Source organism: Thiobacillus sp., from assembly GCF_018780105.1.
Classification (GTDB): Bacteria; Pseudomonadota; Gammaproteobacteria; order Burkholderiales; family Thiobacillaceae; genus Thiobacillus.
Genome location: NZ_JADMKC010000007.1, coordinates 164655 through 182632 on the forward strand (window position 1 = coordinate 164655; position 17978 = coordinate 182632).

13 protein-coding genes are annotated in these 17978 nt (G+C 60.8%); 10 read left to right on the forward strand and 3 right to left on the reverse strand.

Translation table 11 applies throughout. From position 1 onward, the window contains the following. Positions 1-12: 12 nt before the first annotated feature. Positions 13-1269 (reverse strand): TIGR03790 family protein, encoded by a 1257-nt coding sequence (locus IV098_RS07330; protein WP_296887579.1) that lies wholly within the window; start codon positions 1267-1269, stop codon positions 13-15. Next, positions 1266-2279 (reverse strand): quinone-dependent dihydroorotate dehydrogenase, encoded by a 1014-nt coding sequence (locus IV098_RS07335; RefSeq protein WP_296887581.1) that lies wholly within the window; start codon positions 2277-2279, stop codon positions 1266-1268. Before IV098_RS07335 ends, IV098_RS07330 begins: the two co-directional genes overlap by 4 nt. 155 nt (positions 2280-2434) lie before the next feature. On the opposite strand from IV098_RS07335, the gene IV098_RS07340 reads away from it, so the two are divergent. After that, on the forward strand, positions 2435-3592 hold the full coding sequence (locus IV098_RS07340) for a D-alanyl-D-alanine carboxypeptidase family protein (protein ID WP_296887583.1): 1158 nt from the start codon (positions 2435-2437) through the stop codon (positions 3590-3592). 13 nt (positions 3593-3605) lie between these two features. On the opposite strand, the gene glnE is transcribed toward IV098_RS07340, so the two are convergent. Continuing rightward, the gene (gene glnE / locus IV098_RS07345) at positions 3606-6293 is read right to left on the reverse strand and encodes a bifunctional [glutamate--ammonia ligase]-adenylyl-L-tyrosine phosphorylase/[glutamate--ammonia-ligase] adenylyltransferase (protein ID WP_296887585.1); all 2688 of its coding nucleotides are present in this window, start codon (positions 6291-6293) and stop codon (positions 3606-3608) included. A gap of 65 nt (positions 6294-6358) precedes the next feature. On the opposite strand from glnE, the gene acs reads away from it, so the two are divergent. From acs to IV098_RS07390, 9 genes are all read left to right on the forward strand, one after another. Continuing rightward, positions 6359-8326, forward strand: a complete 1968-nt coding sequence (gene acs / locus IV098_RS07350) for an acetate--CoA ligase (RefSeq protein WP_296887587.1) — start codon at positions 6359-6361, stop codon at positions 8324-8326. Between the two features lie 553 nt (positions 8327-8879). Next, positions 8880-12992, forward strand: coding sequence for an RHS repeat-associated core domain-containing protein (locus IV098_RS07355; protein ID WP_296887589.1), 4113 nt, complete (start codon positions 8880-8882; stop codon positions 12990-12992). Then, the gene (locus IV098_RS07360) at positions 12989-13420 is read left to right on the forward strand and encodes a hypothetical protein (protein ID WP_296887591.1); all 432 of its coding nucleotides are present in this window, start codon (positions 12989-12991) and stop codon (positions 13418-13420) included. The genes IV098_RS07355 and IV098_RS07360 overlap by 4 nt, the downstream gene beginning before the upstream one ends. A 184-nt stretch (positions 13421-13604) precedes the next feature. After that, positions 13605-14504, forward strand: coding sequence for a transposase (locus IV098_RS07365; protein ID WP_296887594.1), 900 nt, complete (start codon positions 13605-13607; stop codon positions 14502-14504). A 170-nt stretch (positions 14505-14674) separates the two neighbouring features. Beyond that, positions 14675-15313 (forward strand): hypothetical protein, encoded by a 639-nt coding sequence (locus tag IV098_RS07370; protein ID WP_296887596.1) that lies wholly within the window; start codon positions 14675-14677, stop codon positions 15311-15313. A gap of 232 nt (positions 15314-15545) precedes the next feature. Continuing rightward, entirely contained in the window at positions 15546-16403 is an 858-nt protein-coding gene (locus IV098_RS07375) for a transposase (RefSeq protein ID WP_296887598.1), read from the forward strand. A gap of 275 nt (positions 16404-16678) precedes the next feature. After that, entirely contained in the window at positions 16679-17056 is a 378-nt protein-coding gene (locus IV098_RS07380) for a DUF6869 domain-containing protein (protein WP_296887600.1), read from the forward strand. A 105-nt stretch (positions 17057-17161) separates the two neighbouring features. Beyond that, entirely contained in the window at positions 17162-17443 is a 282-nt protein-coding gene (locus IV098_RS07385; protein WP_296887602.1) for a hypothetical protein, read from the forward strand. Between the two features lie 137 nt (positions 17444-17580). Next, positions 17581-17970, forward strand: a complete 390-nt coding sequence (locus IV098_RS07390; protein WP_296887604.1) for a translational machinery protein — start codon at positions 17581-17583, stop codon at positions 17968-17970. Positions 17971-17978 lie beyond the last annotated feature (8 nt).

Genomic DNA, 17978 nt, shown 5'->3' on the forward strand with positions numbered 1-17978 from the left:
CCGTGATTTGATTTATGGGGTGGGCACGGTTTCGGCGCGGCGCTCGAAGCGGTAATACGCCGGCGGCACCTTGCCGAGCTTGAGCTCGCGGGTGCCCCAGCCGACCGGCAGGCGGGCGACGGTGCGGTACGGTCCCATCATCGACGGCGCGGCCTGCACGTCGTACAGCCCGGGTGCGATCACCCGTGCCGACACGCTCAGTCCGTTGTCGCCTGCGCGGGTGGCCACACCGGCGAACGGACGGGCCAGCGGCTCGCCGATGAAGATGCCCTGTCCCGGCATCTGCACGCTTTTCCAGTACGCCTCGATCAGGGTTTCGCCCATTAAATAGTGCGCCATCACCACGCCGGGGATAGGGAACTTGTTCGGGTAATTGCAGGGTTCGATTACCGCACCATAGCTGCCGGTCGCGCCGGCTTCCAGCCATTTGAGACTGCTCATCTGCCCGCCGCCGAACAGCACGCCACCGGCCGACGTGAGGTGGTCGCCGATGGCGCCCGGCAAGAATGTGTTGCTGTCGAGCGCGGACACATGGGTGAGGCCGGTGAAATAAAACATCACGTCCTGCTTGTCGCTCAGTACATCGGCTTTGACGATGTCGGTCGGGATGATGGGGTTCATCAGGGTGCGCAAGGCATCGAAACCGGCCGCCCGCACGTTGCGCGCCTTGTCCGAGGTGCTCATCAAATAGGCCGTGCCTGCCGGATTGCTGTTGTCGGAGGCGAGGCCGCGGTCGATCAGTTTTTTGGCCTCGGCCACGCTGGCGGCGGCCAGGCTCATGGTCGGGCGCATGGCGTAGGCGCTGTACGGCTGCGCCACGTTGCTGTTGAAGTAGGGGCTGATGCGGGTCGGCTTGCAGCTGCTGGCGCAATAGGCGGCGTTGAAGCCGAAAGCGAAGGCGGAGGTGATCGACATGCAATCGACCCGGTAGGGCTGCGCCCAGGTCAGCGCGAATGCCTGTACGGTTTTGGGGGCGGCACGGTCGACCTGGCGCTTGATCCGGGCAAATTCCTCGCGGCTCAGGGTGCTGCTGCCCGGCTTGAAGCGGACATGGATCAGATTGGCCGCCGGGATGCTGCGCTTGTCCTGGTAATAAGCGGCGATGGCGACGCTGTCGGGGTCGTCGTCGTTGACGATCACGCCGAGCTGGTCGGCGCCGAGGCCAGGCTGGGCGAAGTGGGTGATGACGGCCTGTTCCAGCGCCTGGGCATGGGCCGTTGCCTGCAGCAGCAGGCCCGACAGCAGGGCGGCGATCAGGCGCAGGCTCATGACTTGAGCGCCAGCACGCAGTCGCGGATCAAATCGGGGCCGCGATAGATCAGCCCGGAATACAGCTGTACCAGCGAGGCCCCCGCCGCGATTTTTTCGCGGGCATCGTCGCCCGACAGGATGCCACCGACGCCGATGATCGGCACTTCGCCTTTCAGGTGATGCGCTAGCGCCGCCACCACGCGGGTTGCGGCCGCGCGTACCGGCGCGCCGGAGAGGCCGCCGGCCTCGCCCGCATTCGGCAGCCCGGCCACCGCATCGCGCGCAATCGTGGTGTTGGTGGCGATCACCGCGTCAATGCGATGCATCATCAGCAGCGCGGCGATCGCGGCGATCTGGGCGTCGTCGAGGTCGGGTGCAATTTTCAGCGCGATCGGCACATAGCGGCCGTGGCGCTGCGCAAGTTCGGACTGACGCAGCTTGATCGCGGACAGCAGCGCATCGAGCGCTTCGTCCTTCTGCAGTTCGCGCAGGTTCTGGGTGTTGGGTGACGAGATGTTCACCGCCACGTAGCTGGCGTGCGCATACACCTTGTCGAGGCAGGTCAGATAGTCGTCCACTGCGTGCTCGTTGGGCGTGTCCTTGTTCTTGCCGATGTTGATGCCGAGCACGCCCTGGTAGCCCGCGGCTTCGACGTTCTTCACCAGATTGTCGACGCCCAGGTTGTTGAAGCCCATGCGGTTGATGATGGCTTCGGCCGCCGGCAGGCGGAACAGGCGCGGCTTCGGGTTGCCGGCTTGCGGGCGCGGCGTCACCGTGCCGATTTCGATGAAACCGAAGCCCAGCGCCGCCAGTGCCTGGATATGCGCGCCGTCCTTGTCGAGCCCCGCCGCCAGTCCCACGGCATTCGGGAAGTTCAGGCCCATCACGTGCACCGGTGTCCCCGTTGCACTGGGCCGCAGCCCGAGCAGGCCGAGGCGTTGCGCCAGATCGAGGCTGGTCAGGGTCAGCCCGTGTGCGTCTTCGGGATCGAGGCTGAACAGGGCGGGTCGCAGAAAGGAATAAAGCATGGATAGGGACAGAAAAGTGACTGACGCGAGTTTAACAGGGGCGATCCGGACTGTTTCGGGGCGGCGGCTCGGTGTATCCTCAAGTCCGCGCGTCAAGCCCGCGCGAATGAGCACTTTCAGCCCTCAAAAATCCCCTTTACGTGATTACGACACCGATGATGACCCCGTATTTCCTGCAGCGCCTGGTATTGCTGTTCACCCTGTTGATCGTCCCCACGGCATGGAGCGCGCAGATTACCCCGCCGCCGCCGCCCCTCGCCGCCAAATCCTACATATTGATGGATGCTGCCAGCGGGGCCGTTCTGGTCAACCAGCTGGGCGACGAGCGCCTGCCGCCCGCCAGCCTGACCAAGCTGATGACGGCCTACATCGCCACCCTGAAAATCCAGCGCGGCGAACTGAAGGAAAACGAACAGGTCACCATCAGCGAAAAAGCCTGGCGCATGGGCGGCTCGAAAATGTTCATCGACGTCGGCAAGCAGGTGTCGGTCAACGATCTGTTCCACGGCATCATCATCCAGTCGGGCAACGACGCCAGCGTGGCGCTGGCCGAACATATCGCCGGCAGCGAGGAAGCCTTTGCCGCGCTGATGAACGGCGAGGCCAAACGCCTGGGCATGAGCAACAGCCATTTTTCGAATGCCACTGGCTGGCCCGCACCTGACCATTACTCGACGGCCCGCGACATGGCCATTCTGGCGCGCGCCATCATCAATGCCGACCCGGCGCACTACGCGATCTACGCGCAGAAGTATTTTCTGTGGAACGGCATCCAGCAGCCCAACCGCAACCTGCTGCTGTGGCGCAACGACGGCGTCGACGGCCTGAAAACCGGGCATACCGAAGAGGCGGGTTACTGTCTGGTGGCGTCGGCCAAAAAGAACGATCAGCGCCTGATCGCCGCCGTGTTCGGCACCGACAGCGAAGCCGCACGCGCCACCGAAACCGCCAAGCTGCTGGGTTACGGCTTCCTGTTTTTCGAGACCAAAACCTTTTACAGGAAAGGCGCGGTGCTGACCGAGGCGGAGGTCTGGAAAGGCGCCGCGCGCACGGTCAAAGCCGGGGTGAATGCCGATGTTTCGATGAGCATGCCGCGTGGTGATGCGGCTCAATTCACGACGCAGACCGTGGTGAACCCGGAATTGATTGCGCCGCTGAAGCCGGGCGCGGTGATCGGCAAGGTTGAGATCCGCCGCGGCGACAAAGTGGTGAAGTCGGTTGATCTGATCGCGCTGGAAGCAGTGGAACAGGGCGGCTTCTTCCGCCGCGTGTGGGACAGCATCCGCCTGTTCTTCAGCGGCCTGTTCGGCTGATCGCGGGCCGCAGCTAGGCCGGGTAAAACACCGCCTGCCAGAGCGCGCGCACCGCGGCCGGATGGCCGTCCACGCTGGTCGCGTCGACGTGCGCATGCTCGGCACCGGCGAGCTTGATCTGGTGCTGCAGGCGGCGCAGTTCGCGGTAGGCATCCGCTGCGGGCAGGGCGACGCCTTCGGGCAGCAGGCCGAGCGTGGCGACGCGTTTGAGCAGGGCGATGTTGCCGACGTTGTCGCTGAGCTCGGGAAAGGCGTGGGCGTGTGTCAGCAGCAAGTACTGCACGCTGAACTCGACATCGACGATGCCGCCGGCATCGTGTTTCAGATCGAACAATCCACTGTCATTGGGATGGCCCGCGTGCATTTTCTCGCGCATGGCCAGCACTTCGTCGCGTAACCTGGCGGTATCGCGCGGTGCGCAGAGGATTTCGCGGCGCAAGGCCTCGAAATGGGCGCCGATGGCTGCATCGCCGCAGACAAAGCGCGCCCGCGTCAGCGCCTGGTGCTCCCAGGTCCAGGCGTGGTGCAACTGGTAGTCGCGGAAGGCAGCCGTCGAACTGACCAGCAGTCCCGACGCGCCATCCGGGCGCAGCCGCAAATCCGTTTCGTACAGCATGCCGGCCGAGGTGAGCGTGCCGAGCCAGGTGTTGATACGCTGAGCCAGGCGCGCATAGATTTCCTGCGCACGTGCATCGTCATCGTCGTACAGAAAAACCAGGTCGAGATCGGAGGCGTAGCCGAGTTCCTTGCCGCCGAGTTTGCCGTAGCCGACGATGGCAAAACGCGGGCTGTCGCGATGGCGGATCGTCAGTCCACCCCAGCAGCGCGCGAGGGTTTCGGCGAGCAGCGTGGCGGCCAGATACGACAAATGGTCCGACAGCGCTTCCAGCGTCAGCCGGCCCGCCACGTCCTGCGCCAGCAGGCGCAAGGTCTGCACCTGCTTGAAGCGGCGCAGCGCGTCCATCTGCGCTTCGGTGTCGCCGGGGCGGGCATCGAGTTCGGCGTGCAGTTGTGCGCTCAGCTGGGTCCAGTCGGGCAGTTGCATCAGATGTTGCGGTGCGATCAGCTCGTCCAATAGTTGCGGCTGTCGCGTGATCATCTGCGCCGCCCACGGGCTGGCCGCCAGCAGGCGCACCAGCTGGCGCAGGGCGGCCGGGTATTCGCCGAGCAGCGCCAGATAGGTGCTGCGCCGCGCGATGGCCTGCAGCAACGTGGCAAAGCGCTCCAGCGTGGCCAGCGGATCGGGCTGGCTACCGATGATTTCGAGCGCGGGCGGCAGCAGCGTGTTGAGCCGCTGCTGGGTCGATTCGCTGAGGCGCGCCACGTGCTGGCGCAGCGTATCGAGTAGCGCCAGCACCCGGTCCGGATCGGCGTAGCCGGCGTTTTCCAGCAGGGCATGCGTGGTGGCGGCGTCCGCCGTGCCGCAGCACACCGCAGTGAGCGGGTGGCTGTTCTGGTCGGTTTGCGGGGCGGCGAACACTTGCTCGAAATGGCGGGTCACCTTGTGGCGATGCTGGTCCAGCATGGCGATCAGCGCGGCGTAGTCGGGCAGGTTCATCGACTCGGCGAGCATCGCCTGCGACGCGGCATCGTCCGGCAACAACTGGGTTTGCGCGTCGTCGAGATATTGCAGGCGGTGTTCCACCCGGCGCAGGACGTCGTAGGCGGCGGCCAGTTCCTGCTGCGCGTCCGTCGTCATCAGCCCGCTACGCGCCAGTTCGGCCAGCACCGTCAGCGTCGGGCGCTGGCGCAGCGCGGCAATCTGGCCGCCGCGTATCAGCTGAAATACCTGCGCCGTGAATTCGATTTCGCGGATGCCGCCTGGCCCCAGCTTGACGTTGTGCGCCATCTCGCGGCGCGCAACCTCACGGCGGATCTGCACGTGCAGGTCGCGGATCGCGGCAAAGGCGTCGAAGTCGAGGTATTTGCGGAACACGAAGGGCCGCACGATCTCCATCAGCGCATCGTGATGCGTGCCGGTGAGCGGGCGCGCCTTGATCCAGGCGTAGCGTTCCCATGGCCGTCCCTGCGCCACCAGATAGTCCTCCAGCATCGCAAAGCCCATTGCGAATGGTCCCGAGTCGCCCCACGGACGCAGCCTCAGATCGACGCGGAACACATAGCCGTCGGCGGTGTTCTCCGACAGCGCGGCGGTGAGCTTGCGTCCCAGGCGTATGAAAAACTCATGGTTGGTGAGGGGTCTCGGCGTGGATGAAGTACCGCCGTCGGTATTGCCTTCCTCGGGGTAGAGATAAATCAGATCGATGTCGGACGACACGTTGAGTTCGCCGCCGCCCAGCTTGCCCATGCCGACCACCACCAGCTGCTGCGGCTGGCCGGATGCGTCGCGCGGTTCGCCGTGGCGCTCGGCGAGCACGGCGTGGTGAAACGCGAGGGCTGTCGTGGTGCAGACTTCGGCCAACGCGCTGTAGGCCGCGGTCACCTCGGCAAGATCAGCCGTACCTGCCAGATCGCGTGCCGTGATGGCCAGCCAGATGCGCTGCCGCAACTGGCGCAGCCGCTGGTGCAAGCCCGCTTCGTCCGCCGGCGGCGGCTCGGCCAGAAATGTTTGCATCGCCTCGCGACTGACCCCCTGTTCAATCCATGCGGCCACCGCGTCGGCCAACTGCGGCTGCGCTTCCAGCAGGCGGCGGCCAAAACGCGAACAGCGGGCAACACGGTCAAGGGCGGAATGGCTCATGGCGAGTATCGAAGGGCTTGAATTAGAATGATCGATTAGCACAACTTTATCAGCGGAGAGGCGATATGGCAGACATCGAGTCGATTTTGACCGAAACCCGAGTGTTCCCGCCGGCGGACGATTTCGTCGGGCAGGCCAACGTATCCAGCATGGCGGCGTACCGCGCGTTGAGCCAAAAGGCGGAAGCCGATTACGCGGGTTTCTGGGCAGGGCTGGCGCGCCAGCATATCGACTGGCATGCGCCTTTCACCCGCTCGCTCGACGAGACGCATGCCCCGTTCTACAAGTGGTTCGAGGACGGCGAACTCAACGTGTCGTACAACTGCCTCGACCGTCATCTGGCGACGCGCGGCGACCAGACAGCGCTGATCTTCGAAGCCGACGACGGCAATGTCACCCGGCTCAGCTACAGGCAGTTGCACGCACGTGTGTGCCAGCTCGCCAACGGCCTGCAATCGCTGGGCGTGGAAAAAGGCGATCGCGTCATCGTCTACATGCCGATGAGCCTTGAAGCAGTCGTCGCGATGCAGGCGTGCGCGCGCATCGGCGCGATCCACTCGGTGGTGTTCGGCGGCTTTTCCGCCAAGAGCCTGTTCGAGCGCATCGAAGACGCCCGCGCCAAAGTGGTGATCACCGCCGACGAAGGCATGCGCGGCGGCAAGGCCGTGGCGCTCAAGCGCGCCGTCGACGAAGCGCTGACGATGGGCGACACCACCTGCGTCGAGCGCGTGATCGTGTATCGCCGCACCGGCGGCGCGGTCAACTGGGGCAAGCGCGACCTGTGGTGGCACGAACTCACGCAAACCCAGGCCGACACCAGCGAACCGGTGTGGGTATCGGCCGAACACCCGCTGTTCATCCTCTACACCTCGGGTTCCACCGGCAAGCCCAAGGGCGTGCAGCACTCCACCGGCGGCTACCTGCTGGGCGCGATGCTGTCGATGCAATGGGTGTTCGACGCCAAGCCCGATACCGACGTCTACTGGTGCACCGCCGACGTCGGCTGGATCACCGGCCACACCTACGTCGCCTACGGCCCGCTGGCGCTGGGCATGACCGAAGTCATATTCGAAGGCATCCCGACCTACCCGCACGCCGGCCGTTTCTGGGAAGTCATCGCCAAACACAAGGTCACCACGTTTTACACCGCGCCGACCGCGATCCGCAGCCTCATCAAGCTGGGCGCCGAACTGCCCGCGCAACACGACCTCAGCTCGCTGCGCCTGCTCGGCACCGTGGGCGAGCCGATCAATCCCGAAGCCTGGATCTGGTACAACGAAGTCATTGGTGGCGGCCGCTGCCCCATCGTCGACACCTGGTGGCAGACCGAAACCGGTTCCAACATGATTTCGCCGCTGCCCGGCGCCGTCGCGACCAAACCCGGCTCATGCACCCTGCCGCTGCCCGGCATCATGGCCGCGGTGGTCGACGAAACCGGTCATCCCGTCGAGTCCGGTCATGGCGGCCTGCTGGTGATCAAACGGCCGTTCCCCAGCCAGTTGCGCACCCTGTGGAACGACCCCGACCGCTTCAGGCACACCTACTTTCCTGACGAGCTCGGCGGCACCACCTACCTCGCCGGCGATTCGGCCCACTGCGACAAGGATGGCTACTTCTGGATCATGGGGCGCATCGACGACGTGCTGAACGTGTCCGGCCACCGTTTGGGCACCATGGAAATCGAGTCCGCGCTGGTGTCCAACCCGCGCGTCGCCGAAGCCGCCGTGGTGGGGCGTCCGCACGACATCAAGGGCGAGGCCGTCGTGGCCTACGTTGTGCTGAAGGGCGCGCGCGCCGTCGGCGAGGAAGCGAAAAAGATCGCGGCCGAACTGCGCGACTGGGTCGGCAAGGAAATCGGCCCAATCGCCAAGCCCGACGAAATCCGCTTCGGCGACAACCTGCCGAAAACCCGCTCCGGCAAAATCATGCGCCGCCTGTTGCGCGCGATCGCCAAGGGCGAGGACATCACGCAGGATATTTCCACCCTGGAAAACCCGGCCATCCTCGATCAGTTGAAGGAAGCCGTGAAGTAAGCGCGTTGTCTGGCGCGCAGATATGGAAAGGCCGCTTCCCACACGGGAAGCGGCCTTTTTATCGCCCTGTGGGCGTGAACGGCTCACCACCATTGCAACATCCGTGCGATTGACGCATCCAGCAAGGCTCGATTAGAGTCCGGCCACTATCACGGCACGCGCAACGTACGCGCGCCGACCTTGCGGAAGAACAAACAATTAAATGCAAGACGCGAAGGGGAGGGGTATGACGAAAGGAATGCGTTCGTGCGCGCAAGGCGCATGTGAGTTTGATCAAGTCCGGGATTGTTTACCAAAAGGCGCCGGCCCAAAATTGGCAGTTAGGTTTTGGCGTGCGCGGGCGAAAGACCTAGTCCCGTTAGCTTTGTTGCTGTTATCTGGGTTTTCAATCGACTATGGTTATGCAGCAACACCCACACCCCCTGCAGCCTGGGTCTGCAAGTGGAACTGGCCATCAGCGTCTCGAGGTATTTCAAGTAGTGCCCCTGACCCCCATAGTTGCGCCGAGCTTATTTTCGAGCAGGCAAATATCATCTCAGCGACTTCAGGGAGCATGATCCCTAACCGGTTTAGCGTAGGTGCATGTTCTCCTGCTCAGTATCTAGGCACCTATTGGTATTCAAAATGTGATGGTTATGACAGTTATGGCGGCACGCCCAAGCTTAGTGCCAATTCCACAATATCGCCCACGGGTACAGCTATTGCACCACTTAAGAACGCTGGGGCAATATGCCCCAGCGTTGGCAATCCAATCAGTCCATCCGTAGGGAACAAATATCAACTCGAGACTGATTTCAACAATGAGTCGGTTTTTCGTTTGAGTTTGCAACGTCATTACAACAGTGAAAAAAAAGTTGTGCCAAGTCGATTTGGTAAAAGCTGGCGTGGGACATATGACCGCTCCGTTATCCTCGCCAAAACCCTAGGAATTAATACTGCTATGGCCTATCGGCCCGATGGCAAGACGTTTTTCTTTGCGAATCTAGCCGACGGAGTATGGGGTCCCGAGTCCGACATCCCAGACCGCCTCACCGAACTTAAAGACGCCAACAACGTTCGCACTGGCTGGCGCTACACCGTAGCCGGGGACAATTCAGTCGAAACTTTCTCTGCCAACGGCAAGCTGTTGTCCATAGCCGACCGCACCGGCCGCACCCAGACCCTTGCTTACGACATACCTGCCGCAAGCGGCGGCGACGGCAACCCTGACACCCTCGACACTGTCACTGACGACGCTGGCCGTCAGCTTGTCTTTGCCTACGACACCAACAAACGCATCGCCACCGTCACCGATCCCGCCGGCGGCGTCATCACCTACGGCTACGACGCCCAGAGCAACCTCGTCTCCGTCCAGTTCCCCGACGGCCGCAGCAAGACCTACCACTACAACGAATCCGCCAACACCAGCGGCGCCAACTTACCCAACGCCCTCACCGGCATCACCGACGAAAACGGCGACCGCTACGCCACCTATCAATACCAGGCCGACGGCAAAGCCATCTCCACCGGACATGCCAACGGCGCCGACCTGCACACGCTGACGTACGGCACCGACAGCACCACCGTCACCGACCCGCTCGGCACTCAGCGCACCCACACCTTCACCACCATCCTCGGCGTCGTCAAAAGCACCGGCCAGTCGCAGCCCGGCGGCTCCGGTTGCGGCCCGGCCTCCAGCGCCACCACCTACGACGAAAACGGCAACGTCGCCAGCCGCGCCGACTTCAACGGCCACCAGATCTGCTACGCCTGGGACCTCACCCGCAACCTCGAAATCGCGCGCGTCGAAGGTCTGGCATCCGGCACCGCATGCCCCACCAACCTCGCCACCTACACCCCCGCCGCCAACAGCGCCGAGCGCAAGATACTCACCGAGTGGAGCACCAGCTTTCGCCTGCCCACCAAAATCACCGAAGCCGGCCGCGAAACCAGTACCGCTTACGACACGCACGGCAACGTCACCAGCACCAGCATCAAGGACACCGCGCTCAACAAAACCCGCAGCTGGAGCACCGCCTACACCTACCACGCCAGCGTCCCCGGCGTGCTGGTGCAAAAGGTCGACAACGGCCCGCGCATCGACGTGACGGACACCACCACCACCGACTATTACGCCCCCGACGAAGCCTGCCTCGGCGGCCATTACGGCTGTCGTGGCCAGGTCAAACAAGTGACTAACGCCCTCGGCCACGTCACCCGTTACGACGAATACGACGCCCACGGTCATGTCCTTAAAATGACCGATCCCAACGGCCTCGTCACCACGCTCGCCTACACCCCGCGCGGCTGGCTCGAAACCCGCGACGTCGGCGGCGAACTCACCCGCTTCGACTACGACGGCGTCGGCCAGCTCATCAAGCTCACCCGTCCCGACGCCAGCTTCACCGGTTTCGAATACGACCCCGCCCACCGCCTCACCGCCATCGTCCAGCAAGACGGCAGCCGCCTCACCTACACCCTCGACCCCGCCGGCAACCGCACCAAGGAAGAGATCACCGCCGTAGATGGCGGTTACGTCTACTACACCCACCGCCGCGAATTCGACGCCCTCGGCCGGTTGTGGAAAGACATCGGCGCGCTCAACCAGACCGTCACCTACGAATACGACGCCCAGGGCAACATGAAGCAGATCGACGGCGCCCGCACCGACGTGACGGATATCGTCTCCCGCAGCTACGACACCCTCGACCGCCTCACCCAAACCCTCAACGCCGACAGCGGCATCGAGCAATACAAGCCCAACGCCCTCGACCAGACCACGAAAGTCATCGACCCCGCCAACCAGGCCACCACCCACACCGTCAACGCCCTCGGCGACGTCACCCAGACCGTCAGCGCCGACACCGGCACCACCGTCCGCACCTACGACGAAGCCGGCAACCTCAAGACCGAGAAAGACGCGCGCGGCGTCACCGTCACTTACACCTGGGACGCCCTCAACCGTGTGACCAGCAAAACCAGCTCACAGGTGGGCAGCCCGACCTATACCTATGGCTACGACAGTTGCGGCAAAGGCCGTCTGTGTGCCATCCTGAGCAACGCCACCGCCCACCTGTCCTTCAGCTACGACGTGCAGGGGCGGCGCACCTACCAGCTGGGCACCATCCCCGGCGTGAGCGCGTATTCCAGCCAGCATCTGTACGATTCGTATGGGCGACCCAACCGAATCGTCTATCCCGGCGGCCGTAGCGTCACCTACAGTTATGACATCCAAGGCCGCATCAGCCAGGTGTCCACCAACGGCGGCTTCGATATCGTGCTTGCCAGCAACTTTGTCTATGCTTACCCCTTTGCCGGCCCGCAGAGCTTCAACTACGGAAACGGCCTGACGTTCTATCAAAGCCGCGATCAGGACTATCGTCTCTCGAATAGTACCGACGGCCCCCGTACCAAGCTTGCCACCTACGACGAAGCCGGCAACCTGAAGAACCTCAACGATGTGAGCAATGGCGCACTCGCCTACAGCTACGACGCCACGGGTCGTCTCGTCTCTGCCCTCAATACCGCCACCGGCAGCTTCGGCAGCCTTGCCTGGACCTACGACCAGAACGGCAACCGCCAGAGCGAGACCCGCAACGCCGGCACCATGCCCTACGTCTACAGCCCCACCGGCAGCAACTGGCTGTACCAGCGCGGCAGCGACAGCCGCAGCAAGACAGCAAACGGCAACACCGCATCGATCAGCGGCGTCGCCAGCTTCACCTACGACGGCTTCAACCGGCTGGCCACCAGCGTCACCGCCAGCGAGACCACCACCTACACCTACAACGCCCTCGGCCAGCGCATCAAGAAGCGCAACCAGAACGGCCTGCAAACCGTCTTCCACTACGGCCAGAACGGCGAGCTGCTGTACGAACGGGATGCCAACGGCAACACAAAGGAATACGTCTGGCTGGAAGGCCGCCCCTTGGCACGGATCGATTACGGTACGGTGATCTACTACTACCACGTCGATCACCTCGGCACGCCGCAAGTGATGACCAATACCAAGGGCTTGGTTGAGTGGCAGGCGGGCTACGAGCCGTTCGGCAAGGCGACCGTGAAGGTCTCGACGGTCGAGAACAACCTGCGGTTGCCCGGCCAGTACTTTGATCGGGAGACGGGGCTGCATTACAACTACTTCAGGGATTACGATCCGACCACAGGCAGGTACGTGGAGGCGGATCCGATTGGGCTTGATGGCGGACCGAATGTGTACACCTATGTTGAAGGGAATCCACTTTCGTTGGTTGATCCCGAGGGATTGGCTTCCTGCACTTACTCTATTTCTTCACATACGCTTGTATGCACGCCTAACTCAGGAGGTGGGGCGATAACACTTGGCCCAGTAGGAGTCTTTTCTGGTGTCCCGGGGCAGTGTAGGAATAACCCAGATTGCTCCAGCAATGAGAATGAAGGTCCTATCTCACCTGGGAATTACAGATTGAATCAGGATGACCGCCCAGGCAATGAAGGATTCTGGCGGTTGGAGCCTAATCCAGAGATTCCTGGATGGAAATGCAGACTGGGCTTGGAACGGTGTGGCTTTATGCTTCACCCTGGTCAAATATCACTAGGATGTATCACCGCAGATCCAGAAAATATAAAGACGATGCGTCAGTACAATAGGATCGATAGCCTATTGCAACGTGAGAATGGTTCAAACACGCTTAAGGTGATGAGATGACCCGCAGGATGGTAAAGCCAATTCTTAGTGTCGTAGTTTTCTTAGTGGTTATCGTTGTGGGAGTTTCTTACGGTGTAACTAACCTTTTTGATCGTGCGGTGATGGAGATGAAGACTGGGCGATATGAGCCAGCCAGATCAAAGCTTGAAGCACTCGCTATGGTCGGACACAAGCAAGCCAAATACCTCTTAGGCCAAATTTATGCATACGGTTGGGGAATTTCTCGCAATCGAGACGAGGCGCTCAAATGGTTTCGCCAAGCGGCTTACCACGGCGAGGGCTTGCAAGACCCTGCTGCGTACGCGGCCCATTACGTTGGTCAAAACTACGCGGAAGGTATAGGCGTTCGACAGGATACTTTGGAGGCCGACTTTTGGTTCAAGTTTGCCGAACAAGGGGGTTATACCGGCGATTCCGCAGGGAAATAAGAAACCCGGAAGAAATCAGGGGTCATGAATCGCCCCGGGGCATCGAAGGCCGGGGTCAAAGGCCGGGGTCATCAAAGGCCGGGGTCAGGTCTCACAAAGGCCGGGGTCACAAAGGCCGGGGTCAGGTCCAAAGGCCGGGGTCAGGTCTTTCATTATCACATCCCCCATGCCATACTCCCCCCGCATGGCACGCCCCCTGAGACTTGAATTTGCCGGAGGTCTTTACCACGTCACCGCGAGAGGCGATGGGCGCGAAGATATTTACCTGTCGGAGGCGGACCGTGAAATGTGGCTGGAGGTGTTCGGCCAGGTCTGCAAGCGCTTTAACTGGGTATGTCATGCCTGGTGCCAGATGGACAACCATTACCATCTGCTGATCGAAACCCCCGAAGCCAACCTGTCCAAGGGCATGCGGCAACTCAACGGCGTGTATACCCAGCGCTTCAACCGCGCCCATGGGCGCGTCGGGCATGTGTTTCAAGGGCGCTACAAAGCCATCTTGGTTGAGCGCGACAGCTACCTGCTGGAACTGGCGCGCTACATTGTGCTGAACCCCTTGCGCGCGAAAATGGTGAAGCGGCTGGAAGCCTGGCCATGGAGCAGCTATCTTGCCACCTGCGGTCAGGCGCCTGCGACCGAATGCTTGCAGACGGACTGGATACTGGCGCAGTTTGGACGGCAACGCGCCAACGCGATCCGCAAATACGTCGAGTTTGTACATGAAGGTGCGCGTCTGCCCAGCGTATGGACGCAGTTGCAGGGGCAGATTTATCTGGGGTCAGATGCTTTCGTAAAAAGGATGCAGGCACAGATCGAGAAGAAGCCTGCCCTGGATGAAATTCCCCGTGCCCAGCGGCGTGCCTTGACGCAGGCGCTGCCGGATTTCGAGCGTCGCTACGAACGTAATGAGGCGATTGCGCGAGCGTATTTGTCGGGCCAGCACACGATGGCTGCCATCGCGCAGCATTTCGGGGTGCACTACACGACGGTGAGCAGGCTGGTGAGCGCGTACGAGGGCTCGGTGAAGGGGTGGTGTGATAATGAAAGACCTGACCCCGGGGTCCGGTGGTGGGCACGGTCTTGACACCCCAGAGCACTCTCATTTATTTCAAATGATTCAGGGGCCTGATTGCTCTTGTCGCTGGAACAAAGTCAGCAATTTGGGAGGGCTTGGCGTGCTTTGGTTTAAGGCATTTTGGGCTCCCACATGCCCCTTCGCTTCGTATTGATGTCGCTTGCACTAAGGGAAAACAAATGTCTGATGTCATACCTGTAGTACTTGGTTTTGATTTCCGCTGTTACCCCTCCGATAAGGAGGCTAACCCACTCACGATTGACGTGAACGAGTGGCCGCAGGTTGATGGTTTTGGTCGCGAGGCTTTGTTACAGCGTGCTGCATCCACCCTTGACCGCGAGGAGACATCGTTGATTAGCCCTCTAGACATGTCGATGCTCGTTTGTCTGCCGAGAACCTGGCTCGATACTGAAGTCGATGTTTTGAAAGATGTTGTTGTCGTAGCATTTGCATCGTTGACAATCGGCCTTAGTAGGCAGGCATATCGTGTTGATCTTGCGGACGGGTACTATGGATGTGAAATTACGTATGCTGAACTGTTGAAAGCTGGTTGGGTTTCGTTGGGGTTCGACGTTTGCGACGACTCTCTAAGTGCTAGTTTGTTATATAGCGGACAGAAGGGCTTGATTGAAGTGACCGCTAATTGCCCTGGCCTAACGGAACAACTCAATTCGTATGGGCTATTTTTAAATCGTGAAAGCGCCAGCGCGTTTTCTGCAAAGTGTGAATATTTGATGGTCGAGCATAGCCCGTTCTCCTCTGTAGAGGTGCTGGTAAAAGGCAACGCCTATAAACGAATAAATGGAGTCACCGATTAGCCCGCGAAACTTCGGAAACTCGGTGAGCTAGCCCAGGTTTTCCGGACGGACTAATCAAGCATCTGCCACTCACGTTCCCCCTGAATCAAAGGGGCCACCCATTAGCCAACCGTATTCAAGCGCGAACACCTTCCCCGCCCGCTGTTTTTGATGGCGGTTTTCCAAAGAAGGGGGTCATCCAAAGAAGGGGGTCAGGTCTTGCCTTTTGCCTCTACCCCCTCTACCTTGAATCATGTCCCGTCCCCTCCGTATAGAATTTCCCGGCGCGATTTACCACGTCACCTCGCGGGGGGATCGGCGTGAGCCGATATTCGACGATGACGCGGATCGGGGGGTGTTTCTGGATACGCTCGGCGCGGCACTTGACCGGTTCGATGCTTGCGCCCTGGCTTATTGCCTGATGGACAACCATTACCATCTGGTCCTGCACACGCGCCGTGCCAACCTATCCATGCTGATGCGCCACATCAACGGGGTGTACACCCAAGCGTATAACCGGCGTCATCGCAAAGTCGGGCATTTGTTTCAAGGCCGCTTCAAGGCGATTCTGGTCGATCAGGATGCCTATCTGCTGGAAGTGTGCCGCTACGTCGATTTGAATCCGGTGCGTGCTCATATGGTTGGGCATCCGGTTGACTGGCACTGGAGCAGCTATCGGGCGCACGTGGGGATCGACTCGGCGCTGCCCTGGCTGGATACCCCTGCTGTGCATGGCTATCTGCTGGGGCGAGATGTTGCCACTGGCCGTGACGCCAAGCGCGCCGTAGTACGTTATGAAAAGCTGGTCGCGCAGGGCAAGGATGTACGGCTATGGGACGATGCGCTCAAGCAGCAGATTTATCTGGGCGATGATTCGTTCATCCAGCGCATGCAGGCCTTGCTGGAGCCCGAGCGGATTCGTGCGGCTGAAGTGCCGCGCCTGCAGCGTCGAACCCGACCGGATTCGATCCAGGCATACTTGAATGCCTATGAACGGAATGAAGCGATGGTACGGGCCTGCCGCGAGGGTGGTCACACCCTCAGTGCGATTGCGCGGGAAGTGGGGTTGTCGGTGTCGCGAGTGAGCAGAATCATTGCGACTTATGAATAGGGTGGCCGGAGGCAAAAGGCAAGACCTGACCCCGGTTTTGCGGTTTTGTGTGACCCCGGTTTTGTGCCGGTTTTGCTGCATGCACCAGTGCAGAGACAAGAAAAATCAATGGGAGGATCATGTTCCTGCGTTTGAACAAACAAAACTTCATTTATCTAGACTCGTGGCTAAGGCAGAGGCCAAGAATTGCCCCGTTCCTCCCAAGGCATATGATTGGTTGCAAACACCTTGTCCCTTGCCCAGCACTCCTAGAAACTCATCACCGGGGTATTGAGATGATTAGAAATTTAGCTGCCAATTGGATCGAGGCAACAGAAGGCCAGTTGCGGGGCTTCCCTTTGAGCGCGAAAGACGAAGATGCAGTGGTTGGCCTGCTTGAATTAATTTTGGAGAATCCAGGTGATGCATTTGAAGAAATATTACAGATCATCAAACGAAAACCGAGTGAGCGTGCTTTAAATCGTCTTGGGGCTGGTCCTATTGAAGAACTACTTGTTAGCCACCCCGAATTTTTAGAAAAATTAATTCTCGAAGCGAGTGATTTAAATGCGCTCAAGAGATGCCTGACGTATGTCAATGCTGATGAAGGATCAGCGCTGGAAAAAGGCCTAACAGCGGCGATAAATCGAATCGGCGATGAAGAACAACAGTAAGCGTCCAACGGTTCCACCTAAAGCGGGGCAACGGCGCGATAAGGGGTCAGCCTGACCCCAAATCTGCGCACATTCAGCTATTCAAGGATCGAGGCGCGCGTTGCGATGGATTTTTACGGTCAGGTATCGATAGAGAAGGCTGGACGGAGCGGTCAGGTCCGGGTGGCCATCGAGGGGCAGTGCGTGCAGTTTTACTGGGAATTCGGCGGGGGCGACTGCATTGCGTTTGTCGCCGTTCCCGATCCGGAGCGCTGGCTTGCCGCCGCCCCGTATTCCGCTTATCCGCGGAACGATTTTCTCAACGGCCTCGCCAAGGAGATTGCCCGGCAGGAGTGTCCGGGCGCCCGATTTGAAATCGGGCGCGATGGCGTCTACTTTTACGCATAGCCGGACGCCTACTATCGGCCCGTTTGGAGTGTGGCGTGAAGGGGCGGATTTTTTGTCGGTGACCGGGCTTGAGTTTTCATGCCCGCATCCCATTTATAATAAGGACATATTTGTCTTTATAACCCGAAAGGAAGCGTATGTCGCACTACCATGCAGTCGTCTGGCTCGACCATAACGAAGCTCACATCATGCATATCAGCCCGGAAGATGTTGAAACATCCGTGGTGAAGCCAGCGACGCCGCATCGCAACCTGCAGCGCAAGCGCGGCTCGGTCAGCGGCAGTCGCCAGCCCGAAGACCAGCATTTCTACCATGAGGTGGTGGAGGCCATGAGCGGCGCGAAGGAGGTCCTGATTGTCGGGCCCGGTCAGGCCAAGCTCGAGCTGATCAAGCACATCCATGCGCACGACCCCAAAGTCGCCGATCAGGTGGTGGGGGTGGAAACGGTGGACCACCCGAGCGATGCGCAGGTGGTGGCGTTTGCCCGCAAGTATTTTGCGGCCAAAGACCGGATGCTGTCGCAGTAAGGCGCGGC

Bases quoted from the DNA above. Each gene is read 5' to 3' on its own strand.
- IV098_RS07330 (WP_296887579.1), bottom strand. From the start codon at position 1,269: ATGAGCCTGCGCCTGATCGCCGCCCTGCTGTCGGGCCTGCTGCTGCAG.
- IV098_RS07335 (WP_296887581.1), bottom strand. From the start codon at position 2,279: ATGCTTTATTCCTTTCTGCGACCCGCCCTGTTCAGCCTCGATCCCGAA.
- IV098_RS07340 (WP_296887583.1), top strand. From the start codon at position 2,435: ATGATGACCCCGTATTTCCTGCAGCGCCTGGTATTGCTGTTCACCCTG.
- glnE (WP_296887585.1), bottom strand. From the start codon at position 6,293: ATGAGCCATTCCGCCCTTGACCGTGTTGCCCGCTGTTCGCGTTTTGGC.
- acs (WP_296887587.1), top strand. From the start codon at position 6,359: ATGGCAGACATCGAGTCGATTTTGACCGAAACCCGAGTGTTCCCGCCG.
- IV098_RS07355 (WP_296887589.1), top strand. From the start codon at position 8,880: ATGATCCCTAACCGGTTTAGCGTAGGTGCATGTTCTCCTGCTCAGTAT.
- IV098_RS07360 (WP_296887591.1), top strand. From the start codon at position 12,989: ATGACCCGCAGGATGGTAAAGCCAATTCTTAGTGTCGTAGTTTTCTTA.
- IV098_RS07365 (WP_296887594.1), top strand. From the start codon at position 13,605: ATGGCACGCCCCCTGAGACTTGAATTTGCCGGAGGTCTTTACCACGTC.
- IV098_RS07370 (WP_296887596.1), top strand. From the start codon at position 14,675: ATGTCTGATGTCATACCTGTAGTACTTGGTTTTGATTTCCGCTGTTAC.
- IV098_RS07375 (WP_296887598.1), top strand. From the start codon at position 15,546: ATGTCCCGTCCCCTCCGTATAGAATTTCCCGGCGCGATTTACCACGTC.
- IV098_RS07380 (WP_296887600.1), top strand. From the start codon at position 16,679: ATGATTAGAAATTTAGCTGCCAATTGGATCGAGGCAACAGAAGGCCAG.
- IV098_RS07385 (WP_296887602.1), top strand. From the start codon at position 17,162: ATGGATTTTTACGGTCAGGTATCGATAGAGAAGGCTGGACGGAGCGGT.
- IV098_RS07390 (WP_296887604.1), top strand. From the start codon at position 17,581: ATGTCGCACTACCATGCAGTCGTCTGGCTCGACCATAACGAAGCTCAC.